This window comes from Terriglobales bacterium, from assembly GCA_035691485.1.
In the GTDB taxonomy this organism is placed as follows: Bacteria; Acidobacteriota; Terriglobia; order Terriglobales; family Acidobacteriaceae; genus JAIQGF01.
Genome location: DASSIZ010000142.1, coordinates 1 through 20,870, shown reverse-complemented (window position 1 = coordinate 20,870; position 20,870 = coordinate 1). Strand labels below are relative to the sequence as shown.

At 61.4% G+C, this 20,870-nt stretch carries 19 protein-coding genes; 6 read left to right on the top strand and 13 right to left on the bottom strand.

The genetic code is table 11. The features are described from left to right. Nucleotides 1–5: 5 nt before the first annotated feature. From acs to VFI82_17285, 6 genes are all read right to left on the bottom strand, one after another. Nucleotides 6–1,919, bottom strand: a complete 1,914-nt coding sequence (gene acs, locus VFI82_17310; GenBank protein HET7186443.1) for an acetate--CoA ligase — start codon at nucleotides 1,917–1,919, stop codon at nucleotides 6–8. 114 nt (nucleotides 1,920–2,033) lie between these two features. After that, on the bottom strand, nucleotides 2,034–2,882 hold the full coding sequence (locus tag VFI82_17305) for a carbohydrate ABC transporter permease (GenBank protein ID HET7186442.1): 849 nt from the start codon (nucleotides 2,880–2,882) through the stop codon (nucleotides 2,034–2,036). Next, nucleotides 2,882–3,859 (bottom strand): sugar ABC transporter permease, encoded by a 978-nt coding sequence (locus VFI82_17300; protein HET7186441.1) that lies wholly within the window; start codon nucleotides 3,857–3,859, stop codon nucleotides 2,882–2,884. The genes VFI82_17305 and VFI82_17300 overlap by 1 nt, the downstream gene beginning before the upstream one ends. Continuing rightward, entirely contained in the window at nucleotides 3,850–4,887 is a 1,038-nt protein-coding gene (locus VFI82_17295) for an ABC transporter ATP-binding protein (GenBank protein ID HET7186440.1), read from the bottom strand. The genes VFI82_17300 and VFI82_17295 overlap by 10 nt, the downstream gene beginning before the upstream one ends. A 12-nt stretch (nucleotides 4,888–4,899) precedes the next feature. After that, entirely contained in the window at nucleotides 4,900–6,237 is a 1,338-nt protein-coding gene (locus tag VFI82_17290) for a twin-arginine translocation signal domain-containing protein (protein HET7186439.1), read from the bottom strand. Nucleotides 6,238–6,470: 233 nt separating this feature from the next. Next, nucleotides 6,471–7,748 carry a Xaa-Pro peptidase family protein gene (locus tag VFI82_17285; protein ID HET7186438.1) on the bottom strand — a complete coding sequence of 426 codons (1,278 nt, stop codon included), beginning with the start codon at nucleotides 7,746–7,748 and terminating at the stop codon, nucleotides 6,471–6,473. A 140-nt stretch (nucleotides 7,749–7,888) separates the two neighbouring features. On the opposite strand from VFI82_17285, the gene VFI82_17280 reads away from it, so the two are divergent. From VFI82_17280 to VFI82_17260, 5 genes are all read left to right on the top strand, one after another. Further along, nucleotides 7,889–8,602 (top strand): DNA alkylation repair protein, encoded by a 714-nt coding sequence (locus VFI82_17280; GenBank protein ID HET7186437.1) that lies wholly within the window; start codon nucleotides 7,889–7,891, stop codon nucleotides 8,600–8,602. Between the two features lie 54 nt (nucleotides 8,603–8,656). Next, nucleotides 8,657–8,878 carry a hypothetical protein gene (locus tag VFI82_17275; GenBank protein ID HET7186436.1) on the top strand — a complete coding sequence of 74 codons (222 nt, stop codon included), beginning with the start codon at nucleotides 8,657–8,659 and terminating at the stop codon, nucleotides 8,876–8,878. Nucleotides 8,879–8,975: 97 nt separating this feature from the next. Further along, nucleotides 8,976–10,142 carry a Xaa-Pro peptidase family protein gene (locus VFI82_17270; protein ID HET7186435.1) on the top strand — a complete coding sequence of 389 codons (1,167 nt, stop codon included), beginning with the start codon at nucleotides 8,976–8,978 and terminating at the stop codon, nucleotides 10,140–10,142. After that, entirely contained in the window at nucleotides 10,142–10,561 is a 420-nt protein-coding gene (locus VFI82_17265) for a DUF6677 family protein (GenBank protein HET7186434.1), read from the top strand. Before VFI82_17270 ends, VFI82_17265 begins: the two co-directional genes overlap by 1 nt. Continuing rightward, on the top strand, nucleotides 10,558–10,740 hold the full coding sequence (locus VFI82_17260; GenBank protein ID HET7186433.1) for a hypothetical protein: 183 nt from the start codon (nucleotides 10,558–10,560) through the stop codon (nucleotides 10,738–10,740). The genes VFI82_17265 and VFI82_17260 overlap by 4 nt, the downstream gene beginning before the upstream one ends. A 67-nt stretch (nucleotides 10,741–10,807) precedes the next feature. Here VFI82_17260 and VFI82_17255 read toward each other — a convergent pair whose 3' ends face one another. Continuing rightward, nucleotides 10,808–11,773 carry an N-acetyltransferase gene (locus VFI82_17255; protein ID HET7186432.1) on the bottom strand — a complete coding sequence of 322 codons (966 nt, stop codon included), beginning with the start codon at nucleotides 11,771–11,773 and terminating at the stop codon, nucleotides 10,808–10,810. Between the two features lie 189 nt (nucleotides 11,774–11,962). Continuing rightward, nucleotides 11,963–13,711, bottom strand: a complete 1,749-nt coding sequence (locus VFI82_17250; GenBank protein HET7186431.1) for a glycosyltransferase family 39 protein — start codon at nucleotides 13,709–13,711, stop codon at nucleotides 11,963–11,965. Between the two features lie 95 nt (nucleotides 13,712–13,806). Here VFI82_17250 and VFI82_17245 point away from each other — a divergent pair, with 95 nt between their 5' ends. Then, the gene (locus tag VFI82_17245; GenBank protein HET7186430.1) at nucleotides 13,807–15,069 is read left to right on the top strand and encodes a zinc dependent phospholipase C family protein; all 1,263 of its coding nucleotides are present in this window, start codon (nucleotides 13,807–13,809) and stop codon (nucleotides 15,067–15,069) included. Between the two features lie 64 nt (nucleotides 15,070–15,133). Here the strand turns inward: VFI82_17245 and VFI82_17240 are convergent, their stop codons facing one another. From VFI82_17240 to VFI82_17220, 5 genes are all read right to left on the bottom strand, one after another. Continuing rightward, complete coding sequence (locus tag VFI82_17240; protein HET7186429.1) at nucleotides 15,134–16,129, bottom strand: bifunctional oligoribonuclease/PAP phosphatase NrnA; 996 nt, start codon at nucleotides 16,127–16,129, stop codon at nucleotides 15,134–15,136. 52 nt (nucleotides 16,130–16,181) lie between these two features. Next, nucleotides 16,182–16,544, bottom strand: a complete 363-nt coding sequence (gene rbfA / locus VFI82_17235) for a 30S ribosome-binding factor RbfA (GenBank protein HET7186428.1) — start codon at nucleotides 16,542–16,544, stop codon at nucleotides 16,182–16,184. A 70-nt stretch (nucleotides 16,545–16,614) separates the two neighbouring features. Beyond that, complete coding sequence (locus tag VFI82_17230; GenBank protein HET7186427.1) at nucleotides 16,615–16,902, bottom strand: DUF503 domain-containing protein; 288 nt, start codon at nucleotides 16,900–16,902, stop codon at nucleotides 16,615–16,617. A gap of 153 nt (nucleotides 16,903–17,055) precedes the next feature. Continuing rightward, entirely contained in the window at nucleotides 17,056–19,971 is a 2,916-nt protein-coding gene (gene infB / locus VFI82_17225; GenBank protein HET7186426.1) for a translation initiation factor IF-2, read from the bottom strand. Between the two features lie 133 nt (nucleotides 19,972–20,104). Beyond that, the coding region (locus VFI82_17220) for a helix-hairpin-helix domain-containing protein (GenBank protein HET7186425.1) at nucleotides 20,105–20,870 on the bottom strand (766 nt) is incomplete at its 5' end.

The window sequence follows — 20,870 nt, the reverse complement described above, 5'->3', positions numbered from 1 at the left end:
CGCCCTTACTGCTCCATGGTGGAGATATCCCCTACGTCCTGCCCGGCTTCTTTTGCTTTCAGGAAACGGCGCAGGATTTTACCGGACCGCGTTTTCGGCAGGCCGGCGACAAACTCCAAGGCCGACGGGGCCGCAATCGGTCCCAGTTCGCGGCGCACGTGCTCGATTAATTGCTGCGCCAGCGTCTCCGAAGGAGTGTGCCCGGCGCGCGTGGTTACAAATACCTTGATGCTCTCGCCCTTCACCGCGTCCGGTATGCCGATTGCCGCGGCCTCCGCCACGGCGGGATGGGAAACCAGCGCGCTCTCCACTTCGGCGGTCCCGATGCGGTGACCGGCGACGTTGAGCACATCGTCCACTCGCCCCAGCACGCAGATGTAGCCCTGCTCGTCTTTCACCGCCACATCACCGGTGTGATAGAAGCCCCCGGGAACGACCTTCCAGTCGCGCCCAAAGCGCTCATCGTCGCCCCAGACCGTGCGCATCATGTGCGGAAATGGCCGCTTCAGCACCAGCCGTCCGCCGACGCCCGGCGGTAGCGAGGCGCCGTTTTCATCCACCACATCGGCCTCCGAGCCCGGCAACGACACTCCCGCTTTTCCAGGACGCATGGCCATGCTGGCAGGAGTTCCGATCGCCGGTCCGCCCAGCTCCGTCTGCCACCAGTTGTCCACCACGTAACCCCACTTACCATCTCCGGCGAGGTGGGTCTGGGCCCATCGCCAGGCTTCCGGGTTCAGCGGTTCTCCGGCGCAGGCGATCACCTTCAGGCTGGTGAGGTCGTACTTGGCAGGCAGCGCGCCCCCGTACTTCATGAACATGCGCAATGCGGTCGGCGCGGTGAACACCTTCGATACACCGAACTTCTGAATGATTTCGAACGCGATGTCGGGGCGCGGAAAATCAATCGCCCCTTCGCGGAACAGGGTTGTGACTCCCGCACACAGCGGCGCGTACACGATGTAGGAATGTCCGACGATCCAGCCGATGTCGCTGGTGCACCAGAACACGTCACGATCGCTGACGTCGAAATAAGTACGCAGGTGGTAGGTCGTGCCCACCATGTAGCCGCCGTGCACGTGCACCACACCCTTCGGCTTTCCGGTGCTGCCCGAGGTGTAGAGGATGAACAGCGGATCTTCTGAATCCATCTCCTCGGCGGGGCAGTCGGGGGAGGACTTCATCAGCTCGTCAAAATCCACCTCTCGCGCGCTCGCCGGCTCAAAACCCTGGCGCGCGAAAACCACCACCTTTTCGACCATCTCCAGGCCGTCAATGGCCTCATCGGCGATGGCCTTCAGCGCCACCGTCTTGCCGCGGCGATATCCCACGTCGCCAACGATGATCACGCGCGCCTGCGCGTCTTGGATGCGGTCGCGCAAAGCGGTGTGCCCCAGCCCGGCGTAGACGACGGAGTGAATCGCCCCGATGCGCGCGCACGCCAGCATCGAGACCACGCCTTCGATGGTCAGCGGCATGTAGATGACGACGCGGTCGCCCTTCTTCACGCCCAGCGACTTCAGTCCATTCGCAAAGCGGCACACCATGCGGTGCAGCGCGCCATAGGTGACGGTGCGCTCGGCGCCGTCCTCGGCCAGCCAGATGAAGGCGGCCACATTACGGCGATCAGAGTCGGCGTGGCGATCCAGCGCGTTCAGCGTGATGTTCGTCCGCGCGCCCAGGAACCACTTGTGGTGTGTGCCGTCAAACTCGAACACCTTGTTCCACGGCCGCGACCACACGAACTGCCTGGCATATTCACCCCAGAACTTTTCCGGAGACTCGATGGAACGGTGGTACTCCTCGCTCCAGTTCTTCTGCAGGACCTGGTCGAGAACCACCCTGGGAGGGGTATATTCGCCGCTTTCGGACAATAAATTGGCAATGCCGCTGGCGCCTTGCTGGCTGGTGGTGCTCATGGCTGACCCCCGGAATACTGGGCAAATGGCGGCTTCCCGCTGAGGGCAACCATTGTATGTTACATCGTTCGGTGATATGCGTCACATAGATATGTTGCAGGTATGCGGCGAAATCTACTTCACCGCGCCGACGGTAAAGCCGGCGATGAAACGATCGAGAAAGAGGTTGTAAAGGATCGCGATCGGGACGCTGGCGATCAGGCAGGCGGCCATCAGTGAGCCCCAGAAATAGACGTCCCCGCGCACCAGGAAGGTGGGCACGCCCACGCTCAGCATCTGGCTGTTTTCGGTGGAGATGAAGGTCAGCGCGTAAACGAATTCCTGGGTCACCAGGGTAAACGTGAAAATCACCACCGTCAGGATGCCCGACAGCGAAATCGGAACCACCAGCTTGATGAACGCCCCCAACCGCGTTAAGCCGTCCACCATGGCGGCGTCTTCCAGTTCGCGCGGGATGGACTTGAAAAATCCCATCAGCAGCCAGATGGAGAAGGGCACCGTGAAAGTCGGGTACACCAGCACCACCGCCCAGATGGTGTCCTGGAGTCCGAGGATCGCCACCACGCGGGAAAGAGGAATGAACAGCAAGGTCGGCGGGACGAGGTAGGTGAGGAAGATGGCGACCCCGATGCGCTGGCCCCAGCGCCCGGTCAGGCGGGTGAGCGCATACGCCGCCGGCAGTGCCAGCACCAGCGTGATGCCGACCACGATCCCGCCCACGATCGCCGTGTTCGTCACCCACACCATGTACTTGGTCTGCAGGAACAGGAGTTTCAGGTGTTCCAGCGTCGGCGGCATGTTGAACTTGAAAGGATTGTTCTGCAGCGTATACAGATCGGCCGTCTGCTTGAAGGTGGTGACGAACATCCAGTAGAACGGGAACGCCAGCAGGATGCCGAACACTGCCAGCACCGCCCAGCGCGCGACGCCGTAACCGACGCTGCGAGCATGTCCGCGCGGCATCAGGCCACCTCCGACCGGTAGGCCAGCCGCAGCATGACGTAAGTGACCACCACCATGATCGGCACCAGGAACAGCGAGATCGCGGCCCCCTGCGACAAATCGCCGGCCAGGATGCCGGTGAAGAACGCCAACGACGGCAGCACCTGGGTGGAGTCGTAGGGCCCGCCCGCGGTCAACACGTACACGACCGTCATGTCGGTAAAGGTGAATATGATTCCGAAAAGCACGGCGACCATGATGATGGGCAGCATCATGGGAATCGTGATCTGGAACAGTGTCCGCCAGAACCCGGCGCCGTCCACCTCCGCCGCCTCAGGAATGTCCTTGGGAATGGCCGTCAGGCCGGCGAGCATGATCACCGTCGAGAACGGGAGCAGCCGCCAGGTGTGCACCAGGATTACTGACGCCATCGCCAGGTGCGGTTCTCCCAGCCACATCGGCGCGCTGTACGGCTTATAGAAATGCAACGCGACCAGCACCCAGTTAATCACGCTGTACAGCGAATCCAGAATCCACTTCCATCCGATCGCGCCCAGCGAAATCGGCGCTACCCACGGCAAAAGGATCAGGAAACGCATGAAGCCGCGGCCGTGAAACTTGTCTTTCAGCGCCACCGAAAGGATCGTAGATCCGACGATCACCAGCACCTGCGAAATGATGGTGAAGATGAACGAGTTTCCCAGCGCCTTCCTGAAGCTGGGGCTCTGGATGATGCTGCGGAAGTTTTCCAGTCCCACGTAATGCGATTCGATGCTGCCGACTTTGACGTCGGTAAACGCATAAACGAATGCCATCACGAAGGGCACGAAGATCAGCACCGCGATAAACAGCACCGCCGGCGTGAACATCGCGACCCCGAGCAGGCTGGCGCGGTTTTCCGGAGTGCGGTGCCAGGGCACTTTGACCGCGGAACTCTCGTAGCCACTGGGCGACTGCGCGCCGGTCGCTTTCGGCGGGATCTTGGGCGTTACTGCCATGCCAGCACCTGGGGCTGCACGCGTTTTTCCGACTTGCGATCGAAGAAGTGCAGGTCGTTTTCCCGTATTCCAAAATCGTAAATCTGGTCGGCTGCGAACGATTCCGCCGAACCCAGGCGCGAGATGACTTCCTTGCCCTCGAATTTTCCGCCCACCACGGTGCCGTACAGGATCCACTCCGCGCCCAGGTATTCCGTGACTTTGACCTTCAAGCGGAAAGTGATCGCGGGATTCGGCGTCAGTTCTATAGGCAGGAGATGCTCAGGGCGGAAGCCGACAATGAAGTCGCCATTCTCCACCAGGTTCATCGGGGGAGAGCCGAGGAAGGTTGCGACAAAGGTATCCGCCGGCGTGTCGTAGACCTCGCGCGGCGTCCCCAACTGCCGCACGTATCCCTTATGCAGCACCATCACTCGGTCGCCCATGGCCATGGCTTCTACCTGGTCGTGAGTCACGTAAATCGTGGTGGTCTGAACCCGCTTGTGAAACAGCTCCAATTCCTCGCGGGCGCTGGCGCGCAGCTTGGCGTCGAGATTGGAGAGCGGTTCGTCGAGCAGGAAAACCGAGGGCTCGCGTACGATGGCTCGCGCCAGTGCGACACGCTGCCGTTCCCCGCCCGACAATTCGCGCGGCTTGCGGTGGAGCAGGTGCCCGATGCCCAGCAGTCCCGCCGCCCACTCTACTTTTTGCCGGTGAGTTTGCCGCGGAACTTTCTGCGCCTTCAAGGGGAAGGCGATGTTGTTGTACACGGAAAGGTGGGGATAGAGCGCGTAGCTCTGGAACACCATGGCGATGCCGCGCTCGCGAGGGGTCATGTAAGTCACCACCTTGCCCCCTATGCGAATCTCGCCGGCCGTGGGGATTTCCAGGCCGGCAATCATGCGCAACAGCGTGGTCTTCCCCGATCCCGACGGACCGAGGAAGACCAGGAACTCGCCTTCGCGAGTTTCCAGATTCACATCGTTGACTGCGCCGAGTTCACCCTCTTTAAAGACCTTGGTTAAGTTTCTGGTTTCGACAACGGCCATCGCTGCCTCAGGTTATTTCCACCGGTCAAAGATACGCTTGTACTCCTGCTCGGCCGCCTTCACGGCATTCTCAGGAGTTTCGTCACCCTTTGCAGCCTTGGCAAACATGGTCGGTATGATCCAGGAATAATACGCTTCGTCGATCGGAGCACTTGCGTAACCTGGATAACCCACGTTGGTGGCCCAGTCTAGCACGTCGGCCAGGACCTTATATTTATCCGGCGGATCGGCTGCGGGATCGTTCAGCACGATCTTCTTGATATCGGGAACGGTCGAGGCGAAGCAGGGAAAGTTGTACCACTTGCTGGCTTCAAAAGCCGTCTTGAAGTTGTCGATGTAGTCGATCAGGAACTTTTGTGCGCCGTCCTTGTTGTCCGCGAAGTTCCAGATCACGTAGCAGTCCATCACGTGCTCACAGGCCAGGCGCTTCGCTGGCCCCTTCAGCGCCTTGGAGATCATGATGTGGCTGGAGATAGGGTTGTGCTCGCGTTCGGCTTGGCGCGTGATGGAGATGGCATTGGCCACATACGACGTCTTGCCGGCCAGCATGGCGCGATTGTTGGACGATGGATCCCAGGTGAAGACTTCCGGCGTCTCCGATTCCTGGTAGAGCGCCTTCATGTACTTCACCGCTTCGACAGTCGCTTTGGAATTGATGGTGACATTGCCGTGCTCGTCCTGCTCGGCGCCGCCGAAGGACCACAGAATGGCGCGCATCGCCATGCTGGTGTCGAGTTCCTGGGCAAGCCCCAGCCCGCACGGATTCCCCCGCTTGTCGCGGATTTTTTTCGCCCCAGCCCGGAGGTCGTCGTAGCTATCGGGACCGTTGGGATAGCCTGCCTCCGCCCACCACTCCTTGTACCAATTCCCGGGATCGGGAACATAGGAGTCGGTGAAGGCGAAATACTTCTTGGTCTTCGGATCGTAGGTGGATTTGTGAGCCAGGTCGATTTTCTTGCCGTGCTTCTTCTCACATTCCTGGTACACATGGGACATGTCGATGACCTGGTCCTTAAATTTCGCCGGCGGCGACAGCATCATGAACAAGTCGTGCCCTTTCTTGGCGGAAACTTCGGCGGCGGCGCGCGCCGGCAACTCATTCAGATTGATGTGGTCCACGACCACATTCGTGTTGTTTTTCTGTCCCCACGCCTTGGTGTATTCGTTGTCAAACCACTTGTCGTAATCAGGAACAAAATGGCTCCACTGCGCGATTTTCAGTGTCTTCTGCTGCGCTTGTGCTCTTTCCGGAAACAGAAAATATGGGCCCGCTCCGGCGACCATGGCCGCGGCGCCGGTGGTCTTCAGGAAATCTCTTCGGGTAACGCCCCCAGTGCGCTTTTTCGCCATATCCAATTCCTCCTTGAAGCCTTGATCAGCAATGAGTCCAGGACCTAACAATCGTCCCCGTGGACGAGGAATTCAGCGCCGGACATCATACTCATCGTGAAGCGATGGGTCAAAGCAAGTGGTTGGTTCGTCAGTAGTGTAGTGATGAGTTTGATAATGCAGACTCGCGGCAAAAGCGCCGTTACTTGCGCTTCCCGCCTTGGAATCCGGTGGAACGGAACAGAACGGACCGTCTATCCAAAGGGTCGCTCGATCGAAGGACTCGGCGTGGAAAACAGCTCCGCCCCGTTTTCCGTGATGTGCATGTCGTCCTCCAGCCGCACGCCGAATTCACCGCGAATGTAGATGCCGGGCTCGTCGCTGAACGACATGCCGGCAACCATCGGCAGAGCGTTGCCGCGCACCAGGTACGGCCACTCATGGCCATCCAGGCCGATGCCGTGTCCCAGGCGGTGGGTGAAGAACTTGTACTCGGGACCATAACCGGCGCCGGTAATCAGCCTGCGCGCGGCCGCGTCCACGGCCTCGCAAGCCAGGCCGGGTTTGGCTGCCGCGAGCGCCGCCTGCTGAGCGCGCTGCACGATCTCGAACACGCGTTTCTGCTTGTCGGTGGCTTTGCCGAGCACCCAGGTGCGGGTGATGTCCGATTCGTATCCTTCTACCTTGCATCCGCCGTCGATGAGGATGGGCGTGCCTTCCCCGATTACCTGCGGCGTGATCGAGCCATGCGGCAGCGCGGTGTACTCGCCCACCTGGACGAAGGCATCTCCGCGAAACCCAATCCTGCCGTAGGCGGCCGCGATCAGCGCGCCGACGTCATGCTGCGTCATTCCCGGCTTCATCGCCTGGTAAACGGCGCGGTACACCGTCCAGGTCGCCTGGTTGGCCACCTTCATCAGCTCCAGCTCGTGCGCCGATTTCACCATCCGGCAACCGGCGCTGACCGGCGTCGCGCTTACGATCTTCAGCGCCGGAACTGCCTGCGCCACGCCGTTGCTGAACACGAACGTGACCCGCTCCTCCATGCCCAGCGTACCCGAGGAAAGACCACGATCCCTGAGCCCCTGCGCCACCAGCCGATACGGATCTTCGTCCTCTTGCCATGTCCGGACGTCGGTCGTTTTGCCGGAGAACGGTCCTTTGGAAAGCTGTTCGCGCAGTCTTTCTTCCTCAAACGCCGGGGCGACAAACAAGGGTTCGCCCTTCGCCGGCAGGATCAAAGCTCCCAGCCGCTCGCTGTTCCACCAGCTCACGCCGGCGAAATAAACCAGCGAGCTGCCTCCGATCATGAAGATGGCGTCAAGCTTGTTTGCAGCCATCAGCGCCCGCGCGCGCTCAATGCGCAGCCGGCGCTCGTCGGCCGTGATCGGACGAACCTGGTCTTTCATCGACTTCAGCGCCTGTATGGATGCGGGTTGGGTTGTTGTCTCGTCCGCCCGAGGCTCCACCGGCAACAACGTCGCGCCCGCGGCCACAGCGCCCAATCTCATCACTTCACGGCGAGAAACCATGAGCACTCCTGACGTGAATTCAACCCAAGTGACGTCCTTACTATATGCGTCTGCGGCAAGCGCGTCCGAGCAGATACTGTCCGCGCCCAATCGCGTGCAAATGGTCTGGCATAATGCTTTGCGTGAAGTCGCCCTCGTACATGGCTGCCCACATCCGCCGCGTGCTCGTGGACGGAGCTTCCGCGCCCCATTCCGAAGAGGTGCAACGATTCTTCAAGGAGGAGGTTGCCTCCCGTGGCTGGTACACCGCCGAGCTTCGCCGGGTCGCCTACCGCTTTCATCGCGTGCTCTTGAAGGAGCACGGGCTCGACTACCTGGTCTCCGTGGCCGACCGGCTGTATCGTGGACGCGTGCTGGAAGAAAAAGTCATGGCGGTGATGCTTTTGGAAAAGTCCGTGTCCGATTGCGGTCCACGACAGTTCCGCCTCTTCGATCAGTGGCTGGATCGTGTGTCCAGTTGGGCGGAACACGATGCGCTGATCCATTACTTGATCGGTCCCATGATCGCCAACCAGCCGGCGCGTGCCCGTTTCGTCTTGCAATGGGCGCGCTCGCGCAACCGTTGGCGGCGTCGCGCTTCCGCGGTCGCCCTCATCCGCGGCGCCCGCCGGCGCATGTTCCACCAGGAGATTGCCCGCCTTTCCGAAATGCTCCTCGAGGACGAGGATGACATGGTGCAGAAGGGGCTGGGCTGGCTGCTGCGCGAGTATGCCAAGTTCGACCCCGCTCATGCGGTCAAATTGCTGATGAAGCTGCGTGCACGTTCGCCCCGGCTTGTGCTGCGTACCGCCTGCGAGACGCTGGAACCGAAAATCAAAGCCAAGGTGCTGGCTAAAGGAGCAGCCGGCCCGTAACAGCAATAAATACCGGTCCCAAACCAAAGTACGCACCGGTTCATCAGGAATTCTATGAATGAAACTCAGGTCTACCAAGTCCTCCTCTCTCAGCAAAGACAAATCCGCCAACTCACCCTGCATTTGGAAGCACTCAAGCGCATGATGTTTGAACACCGCCCGCCGTTCGTCCCGGCCTTCGAGCACCAACTCGGCGCCGTGGAATCCGCCGGCCTCCTGCGCCCCTCCGACCAGGCAATTCAAGAACTCGAGCGACTTTTGCCGGGTAAATCGTGATCGCGCTGCGCGCGGCCGGTGTTCGCGGGCCCGGCTCTTTCGTCACCTCGCCGACTCGCGAAAACTTCGCGCTGTCCGCTACAATGGAGATTCGCTCATGAACCTCTCCGCCATTCAGGCCGCCCTGCGCGAGCAGAAGATCGACGCGTGGCTCTTTTACGACCACCACCATCGCGACGGCATCGCGTATCGCGTCCTCGGCCTGCCCGAGCACCTGATGGTGACGCGCCGCTGGTATTACGTTGTGCCGGCCCAGGGCGAACCGCGCAAGCTGGTTCACCGCATTGAGGCCGGCCATCTCGATTCCCTGCCCGGCACCAAGCGCGAGTATTCCGGCTGGCAGGAACTGTTCGAAAACCTGAAGTCCATGCTGGCGCCGTACCGCACTATCGCCATGCAGTACTCGCCTAATAACATCGTGTTCACCGTCTCGCTCGTGGACGCCGGCACGGTGGAACTGGTGCGGAGCTTCGACAAGAACATTGTCAGCTCCGCCGACCTGGTCTCGCGCTTCGAAGCGACCTTCACCGACGAGCAGATCGAATCGCACTTTGCCGCCGGCAAGAAGGTCGACGCCATTACCGCCGCCGCCTTCCAGGAGATCGGGCGCCGCGTGCGCAACGGCGGCACCAACGAATTCGATATCCAGAAGTTCTTCGCGGAGGGTTTCCAGCGCGAGGATCTGGTGACCGACGACCTGCCCATCGTGGCCGTGAACTCCAACGCCAGCAATCCGCATTATGGTCCGTCGGCGGAGCATCATTCGGCGATTCGCGAAGGCGACCTTGTCCTGCTCGATGTCTGGGCCAAGCAGAACAAGCCCGGCGCTGTCTATTACGACATCACCTGGATGGGCTTTGTCGGCAAGGCAGCCTCGGACAAGCAGCGCGAGGTGTTCGAAGTGGTGAAGAAAGCGCGCGATGCCGGGGTCGAGAAGGTGAAGACGGCAATTTCCGCGGGGCAGAAAATTGCCGGATGGGAAGTGGACAAGGCGACGCGCGACGTGATTGAAAATGCCGGCTACGGGCGCTACTTCATCCATCGCACCGGCCACTCCATTGCCACCGAGGTCCACGGCAACGGCGCCAACATGGATAACCTGGAAATTCACGACGAGCGCCAGATCCTGCCCAACACCTGCTTTTCGGTGGAACCGGGAATTTATCTCCCCGATTTCGGCGTGCGCAGCGAAGTCAATGTGATGGTGCGCCAGGGCAAAGCCGACGTAACCGGCAAAATCCAGCGCGAGTTGGTGATCATCTGATGGCCGCCAGCAAACCCGATGTCGAGCGCTCCGGCTCCGTCGCCGAACCCAACACGGTGATGGCGGTGGTCGCGCCCGCACTCGGCTGGCTCATTCCGGGCGCCGGGCACCTGCTGCAAAAGCGCTGGATCCGCGGTCTGCTGCTGATGGTTTCGGTGCTCGCCATGTTCGTGATCGGCCTGCTGATGGAAGGCAAGCTCTACGCGCCGAACACGGGCGACATCCTCGACGTGCTAGGCTTCATCGGCGACGTCGGCGCCGGATCGCTCTACATCGTCAGCAAGGGACTCGATTACGGCACCGGCAACATCGCCCGCGCCACCGCCGATTACGGCACCAAGTACCTGATCGTAGCCGGGCTGCTCAACATCATCAGCGCGGTGGACGCTTACCACATCGCGATCGGGAAGAAGCAATGACCCTGCACCTGTCCCATTTCTCCGCCGCCCTGCTGTTCGCTGTTTTTGCCTCGATCGTGTTCGGCATCACCCAGCGCAACACGCCGCGCGAAATGGTGCGCTACGGCGCTTACTGCTTCAGCTTGTTTGTTGCGGGCGTGATCGCCGCCGGCTGGGCGATGTGGCTGTTGCGGCATTGACGAATTGCAGAATTGCGGAACCGCAGAATTGGGCAGTGAAATTCTTCGATTCTAATTCGGCATTCGGTCATCCTTCCCAAACAAAGGCGTCAAAGACCCGTTCGATGTGGTACCCCAGCCGCTTATAGAGTTCCACCGCCGATTTATTGGCCTCCGTTACCGTCAGCGAGAGCATGGAAAAACGGCGACGTTTCAGGTCCTGCAGGTTCGCCGCCAGCAGCGCCTCGCCCACTCCCTTGCCGCGATGTTCCGGCAACACACACACCTGCGTGATGTGGCCCACGTCGTTTTTCACCCGCGAGCACAGGATCAAACCCACCGGCGTGCGCGATGCGCGATGATACGCGACAAACGACGAACCGGCATCGAACTGCCCGCAGCCGGGAAAGCGCACGATGTTGTTCAGGAAGCGCAGCGAGCCGGCCACGGTGCGGTATTGGTCGTTGATCTCCGAATCGATGTGACCGCGGTACGCTGCCGTGATGACGGCTGCGGCCGACTGGTAATCCTGCTCGCTCCAGCGCCGGATCTCGAAGCCTCCGGGCGCGGCCGGCGGCTTGCCCTGCCCGTTCTTTCCGTTGGCGGCCACCGGCAATACCATGAACAATCGCGGGTGGCGGCGGAAACCGTCTTCCTGAAAGGGCCGCGCTACCGCGCCCGTCGGATGCATCAGCAGTTGCGCCTCGATGCGATGAATTCCCGGCGACTGCTGCAGCGTCTCGATCACATGCGCCAGCAGCCGCGTTTCCACCGGATGCTCCGAGGGCGTGCTATAGCGACCGTTGTCACCCTCGACAAACAAGTCACCGATCACTCCCTTGCTGCCCTCGTAGACGAAGAACGAATACCCACAGATGCGTCCCTTCTCCAGCGCGGCGTAACCCGGCAGGATGCGCGCGTCGATGTAGCGCAGGATCATCTCCGTCGAACTGCCGTAGTCCCACGCCAGCAGCTTGGACCACAGCTTCGCTTCTTCATCCAGCAGCGGACGAAGGTCGGCTGACGAAAAGTGCCTGAGGTCGAGGATCTCCACACTGCTATCCGGTAACGCTCGCTATTCCAAGCCGCATCCACCGCGGTTGCGCAACGTGGAAGTCTAGACGGGTAGCTGGAATCGCGCAAACCCGGGAACCGTTCCAGTCATGGGGAACTTTCATCGGGCATCTCGCCACGGAGGACACGGACAATTTGTCCGTCTGGTGTGTGACCTCGGTGGCTAAGGTCATTCGTCATGATGATGATGCACCGTTCCTGCCGAAACCCAGTAGATTTCCAGCTTCTGCGCCGCGAAACTGCCGACGTGCGATAGCCTGCGGCCCGCAAGAAACGCGTCCAGTTGCGGCTCCGAGCCGGAGCGCGCAATCAGCAGGTGGTCGGCGGCTGGAACCTCGCCGCGCTCATAACGCTTCACCGGCTGGTTGCGGTAGAAGTCGAGCCCGTACTCCGTCTCACGTGTGATGTTGAAGGCTGCGAGCTGCGGCCCGCTCGCACCGAGGCGCGCCAATTCCTCGGCCACTGGTCGCGACGATTGTGTTCGATCGACGAGAGGCGCGCTCAACCGCAGGACGAATGCCAGCCCGAGTACCACTGGAACCAGGGTCACGAAGCGCAAGACGCGCAAAACTTGCCAACGCAGCGTCAGCACCATGGCGAACGCAATTACGGCCGCCGCGATGCCGGCAATCGTAATCGCCAGCGCCGGCGGATGCGTCCGCACGATGAAGTACGGCGCCAGCAACGTGCCGCCCAGCAGCAGCCCGCAGATCACAGAGTGCGCAGCCAGCAGCCAGGCAGACGCGCGCTCCTGCGACCTTGCCCTCAGCCAGTCCGCCACCAGCAGCGCGCTCGGGGGAATCGACGGCAGAATGTATCCCGGCAGCTTCGATCGCGAGATGGTGAACACGGCGAGCGGAACCGCAATCCAGAGCAGCAGGAAGACGCGCCAGGCGCGTTCGCGGCCGGTGGAATGAAACCCCGGATCCCTCGCTGCGCTCGTCGTGACAAGCTCTGGATATGCGCCGCGACGCAGCTGGCGCAGCGCGTTTACTATCGCCGCAATCACGCACACCGTCCACGGCAACACGCCGAGTAGAAAAACCGGCAAGTAATACCAGTAGGGCTGCTGGTGGCGGTAAAGGTTGGTCCCGAAGCGCTCCAGGTTGTGTTGCAGAATGAATACCTGGAAGAATTGGTGCGTCGTCCGCTGCACTGCGAAGTACCATGGCAATGCGATGGCGAAGAACAGCAGCACGCCGGGAATCCACAGCGTCTTCGCGATGAGCCGGAAACCCGTGGCGCGGGTCTCCGAGGCGTGTTCGGGCCACGACCTGCCGCACAGAAACGCGAAAAGGACGATGGTTGCGCCTGACAGCGCGGGCGCTACTGGGCCTTTCGCCAGCGTTCCCAGCGCGATCATCGCGTAGAAACCAGCCAGCCAAAGCCTGTGCCCGGTTTCCCACCAGGCGAACCACGCCAGCATTCCGATTGTCATGGTCGCGGCCAAGGGCATGTCGGTAGACGCCCCGCGGCCAAATCCGATTACCGCTGCAAACGAGGCCGCAATCAGCGCCGCATCGAGTGCCGAATCCCGGAATCGCCGCATGTATCCGTAGATCACCGCAACCATTGCGGTTGCGAAAGCGGCAGAAGGAACGCGCGCCGCCCAGTCGCTTACCCCGAAAAGTTTGAAGGAGAAGATGGCGCTCCAGTAATACAGCGCCGGCTTTTCCAGCCACGGGACGCCGTTCAGCATGGGCGTGATCCAGTCGTGGCGGGCGAGCATCTCGCGTGCAATCTGGGCATAGCGCGGCTCGTCGGCGCCGACTAGCCCAAAGCTTCCCAAGCCGTAGAAAAAAAGGTAGGCGCAAAATCCTGCCAGCGTCGCTACTTCGCTCCACGCACGGCCTCGAGAGCGTCCTGGAGCAACGACACCCGCCTCGGTGAGGTGCTCGCCGCCTGCATCACTGGTCATTGCCACCATTTTAACCATGCATCGGTTCCCGGACGCATTTGCGAGCGCGCCAGAACGCATCCAAGTACCAGTGCCTGTTTCACTCGGGAGGTCGCGTGCGTAAACCCCTTTTTCGCGCCGTGTCAGTATTGTTTCTGCTGCTGGCTGCGACTGGAATCAGCAATGCCTACTCCGTGCTCACCCACGAACAGATCGTGGACCTGGTGTGGCTGGACCATATCCGCCCCATGCTGCTCAAGCGTTTTCCGGGGGCGAACGAAGAACAGTTGCGGCGCGCGCACGCCCACGCCTACGGCGGCTGCCTCATCCAGGACATGGGCTACTATCCTTTCGGCAACAAGCAGTTCAGTGACATCACGCATTACGTCCGCAGCGGCGATTTCATCATGTACCTGCTCAAGGACTCGCAGGACATCGATGAGTACGCGTTTGCCCTGGGAGCGCTCAGCCATTACGTCTCCGACGTGTGGGGACATCCGGCGGTGAACCAGGCGGTCGCCATCCGCTTTCCCAAACTACAGCGAAAGTACGGTTCCCTGGTTACCTATGCCGAGGACCCCAAGGAGCACATCCGGACCGAGTTCGGCTTTGACGTGGTGCAGGTGGCGAAGAACCGTTATACCTCCGATGCTTATCACGATTTCATCGGCTTTGAAGTGGCAAAACCGCTGCTGGAGCGCGCGTTCGTCGATACGTTCGGCCTCGAACTGACCGACATCTTCAACAATGAGGACCGCACCATTGGCAGCTACCGGCGGGCGGTTAGCAAAACGATCCCGACTTTGACCAAGGCCGCCCTGGTGACGCGGCGACAGCGCATGATGCAGGAAGATCCGACTTTGTCGAAGAAGAAATTCTTGTACTACCTATCGCGCTCTCAGTACGAGCGTGACTGGGGCGGCAATTACCAGCACATCGGGTTCGGCGCGCGCCTGGTCGCGTTCTTTGTCAAGCTGCTGCCCAAAGTCTGGTGGCTCCGGGCGGCCAAGATCACCGATCCCACCCCGGAAACCGAGAACCTGTACCTGAAGAGCGTGGGTGACACCGTGGAGCACATGATCGCCGCTCTTAAGGATGCGCAAGCGGGCAAGCTGCACCTGGAAAATCGCGATTTCGACACTGGCAAGCCGACCACGCCGGGCGAGTACTCCCTTACCGATGGGGCATACGCGATGCTGGTGCACAAGCTCGCAGCGCGAAATTTTGACCATTTAACTCCGGACCTGCGGGCGAACATCCTCCAATTCTATGGTGACCTCAGTGCACCTCTGGACACGAAGCGGCGGCCTGATGATTGGAAGGAGCTGCTGGTGAATCTGCAGAAGCTAAAGACGGCGGAGGCGGGGCAGAACCACTAGCTGTCAACTATCAGCTGTCAGCTATTAGCAAAGAGGCACGAGTACCGCACGCGCACGAAATAGATCAGGTCTGTTCGTCAATTCGACTTAGTTTAGTGTCTGAACCGCTCGTTCTCCGTTGCAGCCGCAGTTGTGCCAGAATGCGTTCGGCGGCAACCGAGACGGGGCCTTCGAGGGCACAGCCGCTGGCGCAAAAGTGCCCGCCGCCGCCAAAGCGTGAAGCGACGTTGGAAACATCCACTGCGCCTTTGCTGCGCAGGCTGACCCGCCATCGCCGGTCGGCCAGCTCACGAAAGAAGACCGCCACCTCGACGCCCTCAATTCCAAGCGCGTAGTTCACCAGCCCTTCGCAGTCTTCGTCGCGGGCGCCGCAACGCTCCATCTGCTCACGATTCACCGCCATCCATGCCAGGTCGGAATCGCGGTGCAGACCGGAAAGGGCGGCCCCGAGCAGGCGCATCTTCGATGTCGGCATGGAAAAATAAACGTTTTGCGCGATGCGGGCCGGATCGGCGCCGGCGCGCACCAGTTCCTGGGCCAGCACGAATGTCCGCTCGCTGGTGCCGACGAAGCAAAACGCGCCGGTATCGGTGAGCACAGCGGTGTACAGGCAAGTGGCGACGTTGGGACAGATGGGAACTCCGGCTTCCTGGGCCAGCCGGTAGATCATCTCGGCGGTGGCGCAGGCGCTGGGATCGATCCAGTTGATGTTCGCGAACGGCCTTCCGCTAATGTGGTGGTCAATGTTGATCAGGAACTGCGTCTCCAGACCCTGTAAGGCAGTGCGCTGGATGCTGTCGCACTCCAGGACAATGGCGGCTTCGAAGTGGCCGTTGATGCTCTTCGCGTTGATGACCGCGTCGGCGAACGGAAGCGGCCGATAGATGTGCGGGACGGCGCCGTTGAGCACGACCTCAGCCTGCTTGCCCATGCGCTTAAGGATTTCGCAGCAAGCGAGCACGGAGCCGATCGCGTCACCGTCGGGACGCGCATGGGAGGTGAGGACAAAGCGGTTCCGCCGTCCGATTTCCTGCAGAATCGCGTTGAGCGTGTCTCCCATCTCTTCTCTGAAGAGAAAATTGCGACTTTCCGGTTGTTCCGCACACGGCGCGTCATTGGCTCCGCTTCTTCACGCGCCGCAGTAGCTCGTCAATTCTAGTCTCGTACTGTTGCGACCTGTCCAGATGAAAAAACAAATCGGGCGCATGACGAATCCTTAAACGGTCCAAAAGCTGGCGGCGAATGTAACTGCGGGCTGCGTTAAGCCCGAGCAGCGTCTGCTCAATTTCCTTGTCGTCCCCCGAGACGCTGACGGAAATGTGCGCGGCCTTGCCGTCGGGCGACATCTTGACCTCGGTGACGGTGGCCAGGCCGATGCGCGGGTCGGTGAGTTCGCCCTCGATCATGGCGGAGATTTCCTCGCGAAGGGTTTCCCCGAGACGGTCATAGTGATGTTGGGCGTTGCGTCTTTCCATAAAGCAGCTTTCAGCCATCAGCTATCAGCATTCAGCCGTTTACTTTCAGCGTGTTGCCGAAGGCTGACCGCTAGAAGTATTCGATGAAAGAATCGGTGACTTCCGCTCCCGCGTTATTGGCAATTCTTGTGGCGGAGCGCTCCACGTTCTCCAGCAGGCCGCGGAGGTAATCGCGTGAGCTGGAGATGCTGACCACGCCGATGGTGGCGCGCTGCCAAAGATCGTTTTGCTCCAATTCTGCCACCGCGACATTGAAACCGGCGCGCAGCCTGTCCTTGAGACTGCGCACAACCTGACGCTTGTCCTTGAGGGAGTGCGCGGCTTCGATGCGAAGCTCGAGAGTTAGAAATGCAATCACGGTTCGTGGCGACCGCGATCGGGACCGGGCCGTCGCGTAACGATCCTGAAAAGCAGATTCCTCGGGGCTAAAGCCCCTCGGAATGAAAAACATCAAGGGCTGCGAGTGGCACGGCTAAACTCGTGCCCTACCCGATCTGGTCTCGATACAAAACTATGCCGTCAGTTCGGCGGCGACGCGTTCGGTGGCGAACGCCTCGATCACGTCCCCGACCTTGACGTCGCCGTAATTCTGAATCGAGATGCCGCACTCCAGGCCATTGCGCACTTCGCTGACATCTTCCTTGAAGCGACGCAGCGAGGAAACCTTGCCCTTGAAGACGACCACGTTGTCGCGCAGCAGCCGGACTTCGGAGTCGCGCTTGATGATGCCGTCCTGGACATAGCATCCGGCAACCGTGCCCACCTTCGGAATCCGGAAGGTGTCGCGGACTTCGGCCCGGCCCTGGTAGGTCTCCTTGATGACCGGCTCCAGTAATCCGGTGATCGCCTTGCGGATCTCGTCCTGCAGTTCGTAAATGATGGAGTGCAGGCGGATGTCCACCTTGTCCTGCTCGGCCAGTTCGGCCGCCTTTCGCTCCGGCCGGACGTTGAAGCCGATGATGATGGCATTCGACGCGGAGGCCAGCAGCACGTCGGTTTCGGTGATGGCGCCGACGCCACTGTGCAGAATCTTGACCTTGACCTTGTCGGTCGACTGCTTGGTCAGAAGGTCGCCCAGCACTTCGACGGAGCCCTGGACGTCCGCCTTGAGGATGACGTTCAGTTCCTTCATGCCTGCAGTCTTGAGCTGTTCGGCGAGGCCCTCCAGCGAAACCCGCGAGCTCTTCGCCAGCGTCGCTTCACGCGCCTTCTGCTCGCGGTAATCGGAGATGCCGCGCGCTTTTTCGCGGTCGGCAACGACCACAAACTGGTCGCCCGCCTGCGGCAAGCCTTCCAGTCCCAGCAGTTCAACCGGCGTGGAAGGCGGGGCCTCTTCGAGCGCCTGGCCGTGCTCGTCGAACATGGCGCGCACTTTGCCGAAGGTGTTGCCCACCACGAAATTGTCGCCGGTGTGCAAAGTGCCATCCGCCACCAGCACGGTGGCAACGCTGCCGCGGCCGCGGTCGAGCTTGGCTTCCAGAACGGTGCCGGTCGCGGTGCGCTCAGGGTTGGCCTTCAGTTCCTGCAGGTCGGCAACCAGGCAGATCATCTCCATGAGCAGGTTCAGGTTCTTCTTCTGCTTGGCGGAGACGTCGACGAACACGGTGGTGCCGCCCCAATCTTCCGGCATCAGGCCGCGGTCGGCGAGTTGCTTCTTGACGCGCTCGGGCAGCGCGTCCGGTTTGTCGATTTTATTCACGGCGACAACGATCGGAACTTCGGCGGCTTTGGCGTGATCGATGGCCTCCAGCGTCTGCGGCATAACGCCGTCATCGGCGGCGACCACCAGCACCACGATGTCAGTAACCTTGGCGCCGCGGGCGCGCATGCGGGTAAATGCTTCGTGGCCAGGAGTGTCGATGAAGACGATCTGGCGGCCAAATGCGGGCGAGTTGCTGTCGGCGATGGTGACCTTGTAGGCGCCGATGTGCTGCGTAATGCCGCCGGCTTCACCTTCGGCGACGTTGGCGTGGCGGATGGAATCCAGCAGCGTGGTCTTGCCGTGATCGACGTGGCCCATGATGGTGACCACGGGAGGACGGGACACGGCGCCCACTCCGCCTTCTTCGCCGGTGGCGGCTTCGGCCTGAACGATATCCTGAGCCGCCTGCTGCTCAAAGGTGATGACGTTGGTATCGGCGCCGAACTGGCGGGCCATGTCGCCGGCGAGGTTGGCGTCCAGAGTCTGGTTCACGGTGGCGAACACCCCGCGCGCCAGCAGCCGGGTAATCAGGTCCTTGGCGCGAATGCCGAGCTTCTCCGCCAGGTCCTTGACGCTGATGCCCTCGGTGATGGTGATCTGGCGCGTGATCGGCAGCGGCTCATTGGAAATGGTAAGCCGCGGCGGCGGAACGAAGCCCTTCATCGGGCCTTCCTTCACGCCACGAGGAACATAGCGCTGACCGGGACGTCGCGAAGGCGCTGGACGGCCGGGCGGACGCCCGGACGGCGCTCCCGGGGGCGCAGCGCCAGGTCCGACGCCGAGCGGACGTGCTCCCGTTGGAGAGGAGCGCGTGGGATGCATCGGGCGTCGCTCGCCCGGACGCAGCGGCGGACGCGAGCCCGGCGCGGCTGGGCGGGGACGCTGAAAAATCGGTTGACCGGGCACCGGGCGGCCGGGAGCAGGGCGCGGTACGTTGGCCGCGGGCCGTGCGGCTTGTGGCGGCGCGGTATAGACCGGACGCGGACCGGTCTGCGGAACAATGACGCGGCGTGTTGGCTCAGCGGGCGGCTTGTGCTGCGCGGGCGGCGGCGGTGCGGCGTGCACGTGCGGAGCCTGTGCTGCAGGCGGCGCAGTCGAAGGAACGCTTACAGTGGGTGTGGACACGGATGCAGCAGGCCTTTCCAATTCAGGGACGGGCTCGGACGAGATTTCAGGGACTTCGATCTGGGGCTCCGCTTCAGCAACCGGCGGCGGCTCCGGAACTCGATACACGGGGCGCACCGGGGCCTCGACGGGCTTGACCAGGCGCGGGGGCGCAGCGGCGGGCTCGGGCGGCGCGGCTGGCTTGGGGGGAGGCGGAACCGCGACCGGCGCCTTGGCAGCCGGAGTTTGAATCGCGGGCTTCGGCGCTTCTGGAGGACGCGGCGGCATCGCGGTCGGACGTGGCGCGGCGGGCGTTGCCGCAGCCTGCTGCTTGTGCTGCAGTGCCTTTAGTACGTCCCCAGGCTTGGAAATGTGCGAAAGGTCGATCTTGGGCTTGAATTCATCCGGCTTGGCGCGCGCAGGACGCGCAGCGCCGCCGTGGCCGTCGCTTTCGCCCTGGAAGTGCTGGCGCACTTTTTCGGCTTCTTCGACGCTGATGGAACTGGAATGGGTTTTCTTTTCGGTGACGCCAACCTTCGGCAGAACATCGAGAATCGCCTTGCTCTTGACTTCCAGTTCCCTGGCCAGATCGTTGATTCGAATCTTAGAGGTGTCTACCATCCGAGCTTCTTTTTCCTCCGTGTGCCGCGCTATGTCTTCATAGCTACCTCACGGTTTGAAGTTATGGCCGTTGGCCGTTGGTCGTTAGCGACTTTGGAGTCAAACCTGCGACGACCAACGACCGCCGACGTTGTTACTTTTCCTCCGGCGGGATTTTCTCCTCATCCGGATGCGTTTCATGGGTCGTTACTTCAGCTTCGTCAGCCGGGGGCGCGTTCTCCGCACCGCTGACGACTTCGGCTTCCAGGTTCTGACCTTCTTCCACCAGCTCGCCTACACTTTGCGGCGCCATATCGGAGAGCTGCGACAACCCTTCGCTGTCGCCGGACTGGCCGGCGGAATCGGCTCCGACATCGTCAGGCGGCATGGAACCCGCATCAGCAGCGACCGGCTCGTCCTCAGCAACATCGAGGTTCGGCGTCGCAGCGGGGGTCTCCCCCGCCTCCAAGCTGGAAAAATAATTATTGACCGCAATGCTAATTTTTTCCACTGTCTTGGGGCCGATACCAGGAATTGCTTCCAGCTGTTCCGGCGTCATGTCGGCCAACTGCTCGACCGTGGTAATGCCGCCGGCGGTCAGCTTTTCCACCAGCGCTTCGCCAAGGTCCGGCACGCTGGCCAGTGGCGTAGCCTGGTTTCCCACCAGCGCCGTCATCTGCTGCTCGACTTCCTGCCGCTTCTCTTCCTCGCTCTTGATGTCGATCTTCCAGCCCAGGAGCTTGGCGGCCAGGCGGACATTCTGCCCTTTCTTGCCTATCGCGAGAGAGAGCTGACTGTCGTCCACGACGACTTCGAGGTGCTTTTCCATCGGGTCGATCACAGTGACGCGGCTGACCTTCGCAGGTTGCAGCGCCTTCTCCGCAAACGTTACCGGATCTTCGTGGTACTCGATAATGTCG

What these genes read in the sequence shown, in the direction of transcription:
- acs (HET7186443.1), bottom strand. Translation starts at nt 1,919, where the DNA reads ATGAGCACCACCAGCCAGCAAGGCGCCAGCGGCATTGCCAATTTATTG.
- VFI82_17305 (HET7186442.1), bottom strand. Translation starts at nt 2,882, where the DNA reads ATGCCGCGCGGACATGCTCGCAGCGTCGGTTACGGCGTCGCGCGCTGG.
- VFI82_17300 (HET7186441.1), bottom strand. Translation starts at nt 3,859, where the DNA reads ATGGCAGTAACGCCCAAGATCCCGCCGAAAGCGACCGGCGCGCAGTCG.
- VFI82_17295 (HET7186440.1), bottom strand. Translation starts at nt 4,887, where the DNA reads ATGGCCGTTGTCGAAACCAGAAACTTAACCAAGGTCTTTAAAGAGGGT.
- VFI82_17290 (HET7186439.1), bottom strand. Translation starts at nt 6,237, where the DNA reads ATGGCGAAAAAGCGCACTGGGGGCGTTACCCGAAGAGATTTCCTGAAG.
- VFI82_17285 (HET7186438.1), bottom strand. Translation starts at nt 7,748, where the DNA reads ATGGTTTCTCGCCGTGAAGTGATGAGATTGGGCGCTGTGGCCGCGGGC.
- VFI82_17280 (HET7186437.1), top strand. Translation starts at nt 7,889, where the DNA reads ATGGCTGCCCACATCCGCCGCGTGCTCGTGGACGGAGCTTCCGCGCCC.
- VFI82_17275 (HET7186436.1), top strand. Translation starts at nt 8,657, where the DNA reads ATGAATGAAACTCAGGTCTACCAAGTCCTCCTCTCTCAGCAAAGACAA.
- VFI82_17270 (HET7186435.1), top strand. Translation starts at nt 8,976, where the DNA reads ATGAACCTCTCCGCCATTCAGGCCGCCCTGCGCGAGCAGAAGATCGAC.
- VFI82_17265 (HET7186434.1), top strand. Translation starts at nt 10,142, where the DNA reads ATGGCCGCCAGCAAACCCGATGTCGAGCGCTCCGGCTCCGTCGCCGAA.
- VFI82_17260 (HET7186433.1), top strand. Translation starts at nt 10,558, where the DNA reads ATGACCCTGCACCTGTCCCATTTCTCCGCCGCCCTGCTGTTCGCTGTT.
- VFI82_17250 (HET7186431.1), bottom strand. Translation starts at nt 13,711, where the DNA reads ATGACCAGTGATGCAGGCGGCGAGCACCTCACCGAGGCGGGTGTCGTT.
- VFI82_17240 (HET7186429.1), bottom strand. Translation starts at nt 16,129, where the DNA reads ATGGGAGACACGCTCAACGCGATTCTGCAGGAAATCGGACGGCGGAAC.
- rbfA (HET7186428.1), bottom strand. Translation starts at nt 16,544, where the DNA reads ATGGAAAGACGCAACGCCCAACATCACTATGACCGTCTCGGGGAAACC.
- infB (HET7186426.1), bottom strand. Translation starts at nt 19,971, where the DNA reads ATGGTAGACACCTCTAAGATTCGAATCAACGATCTGGCCAGGGAACTG.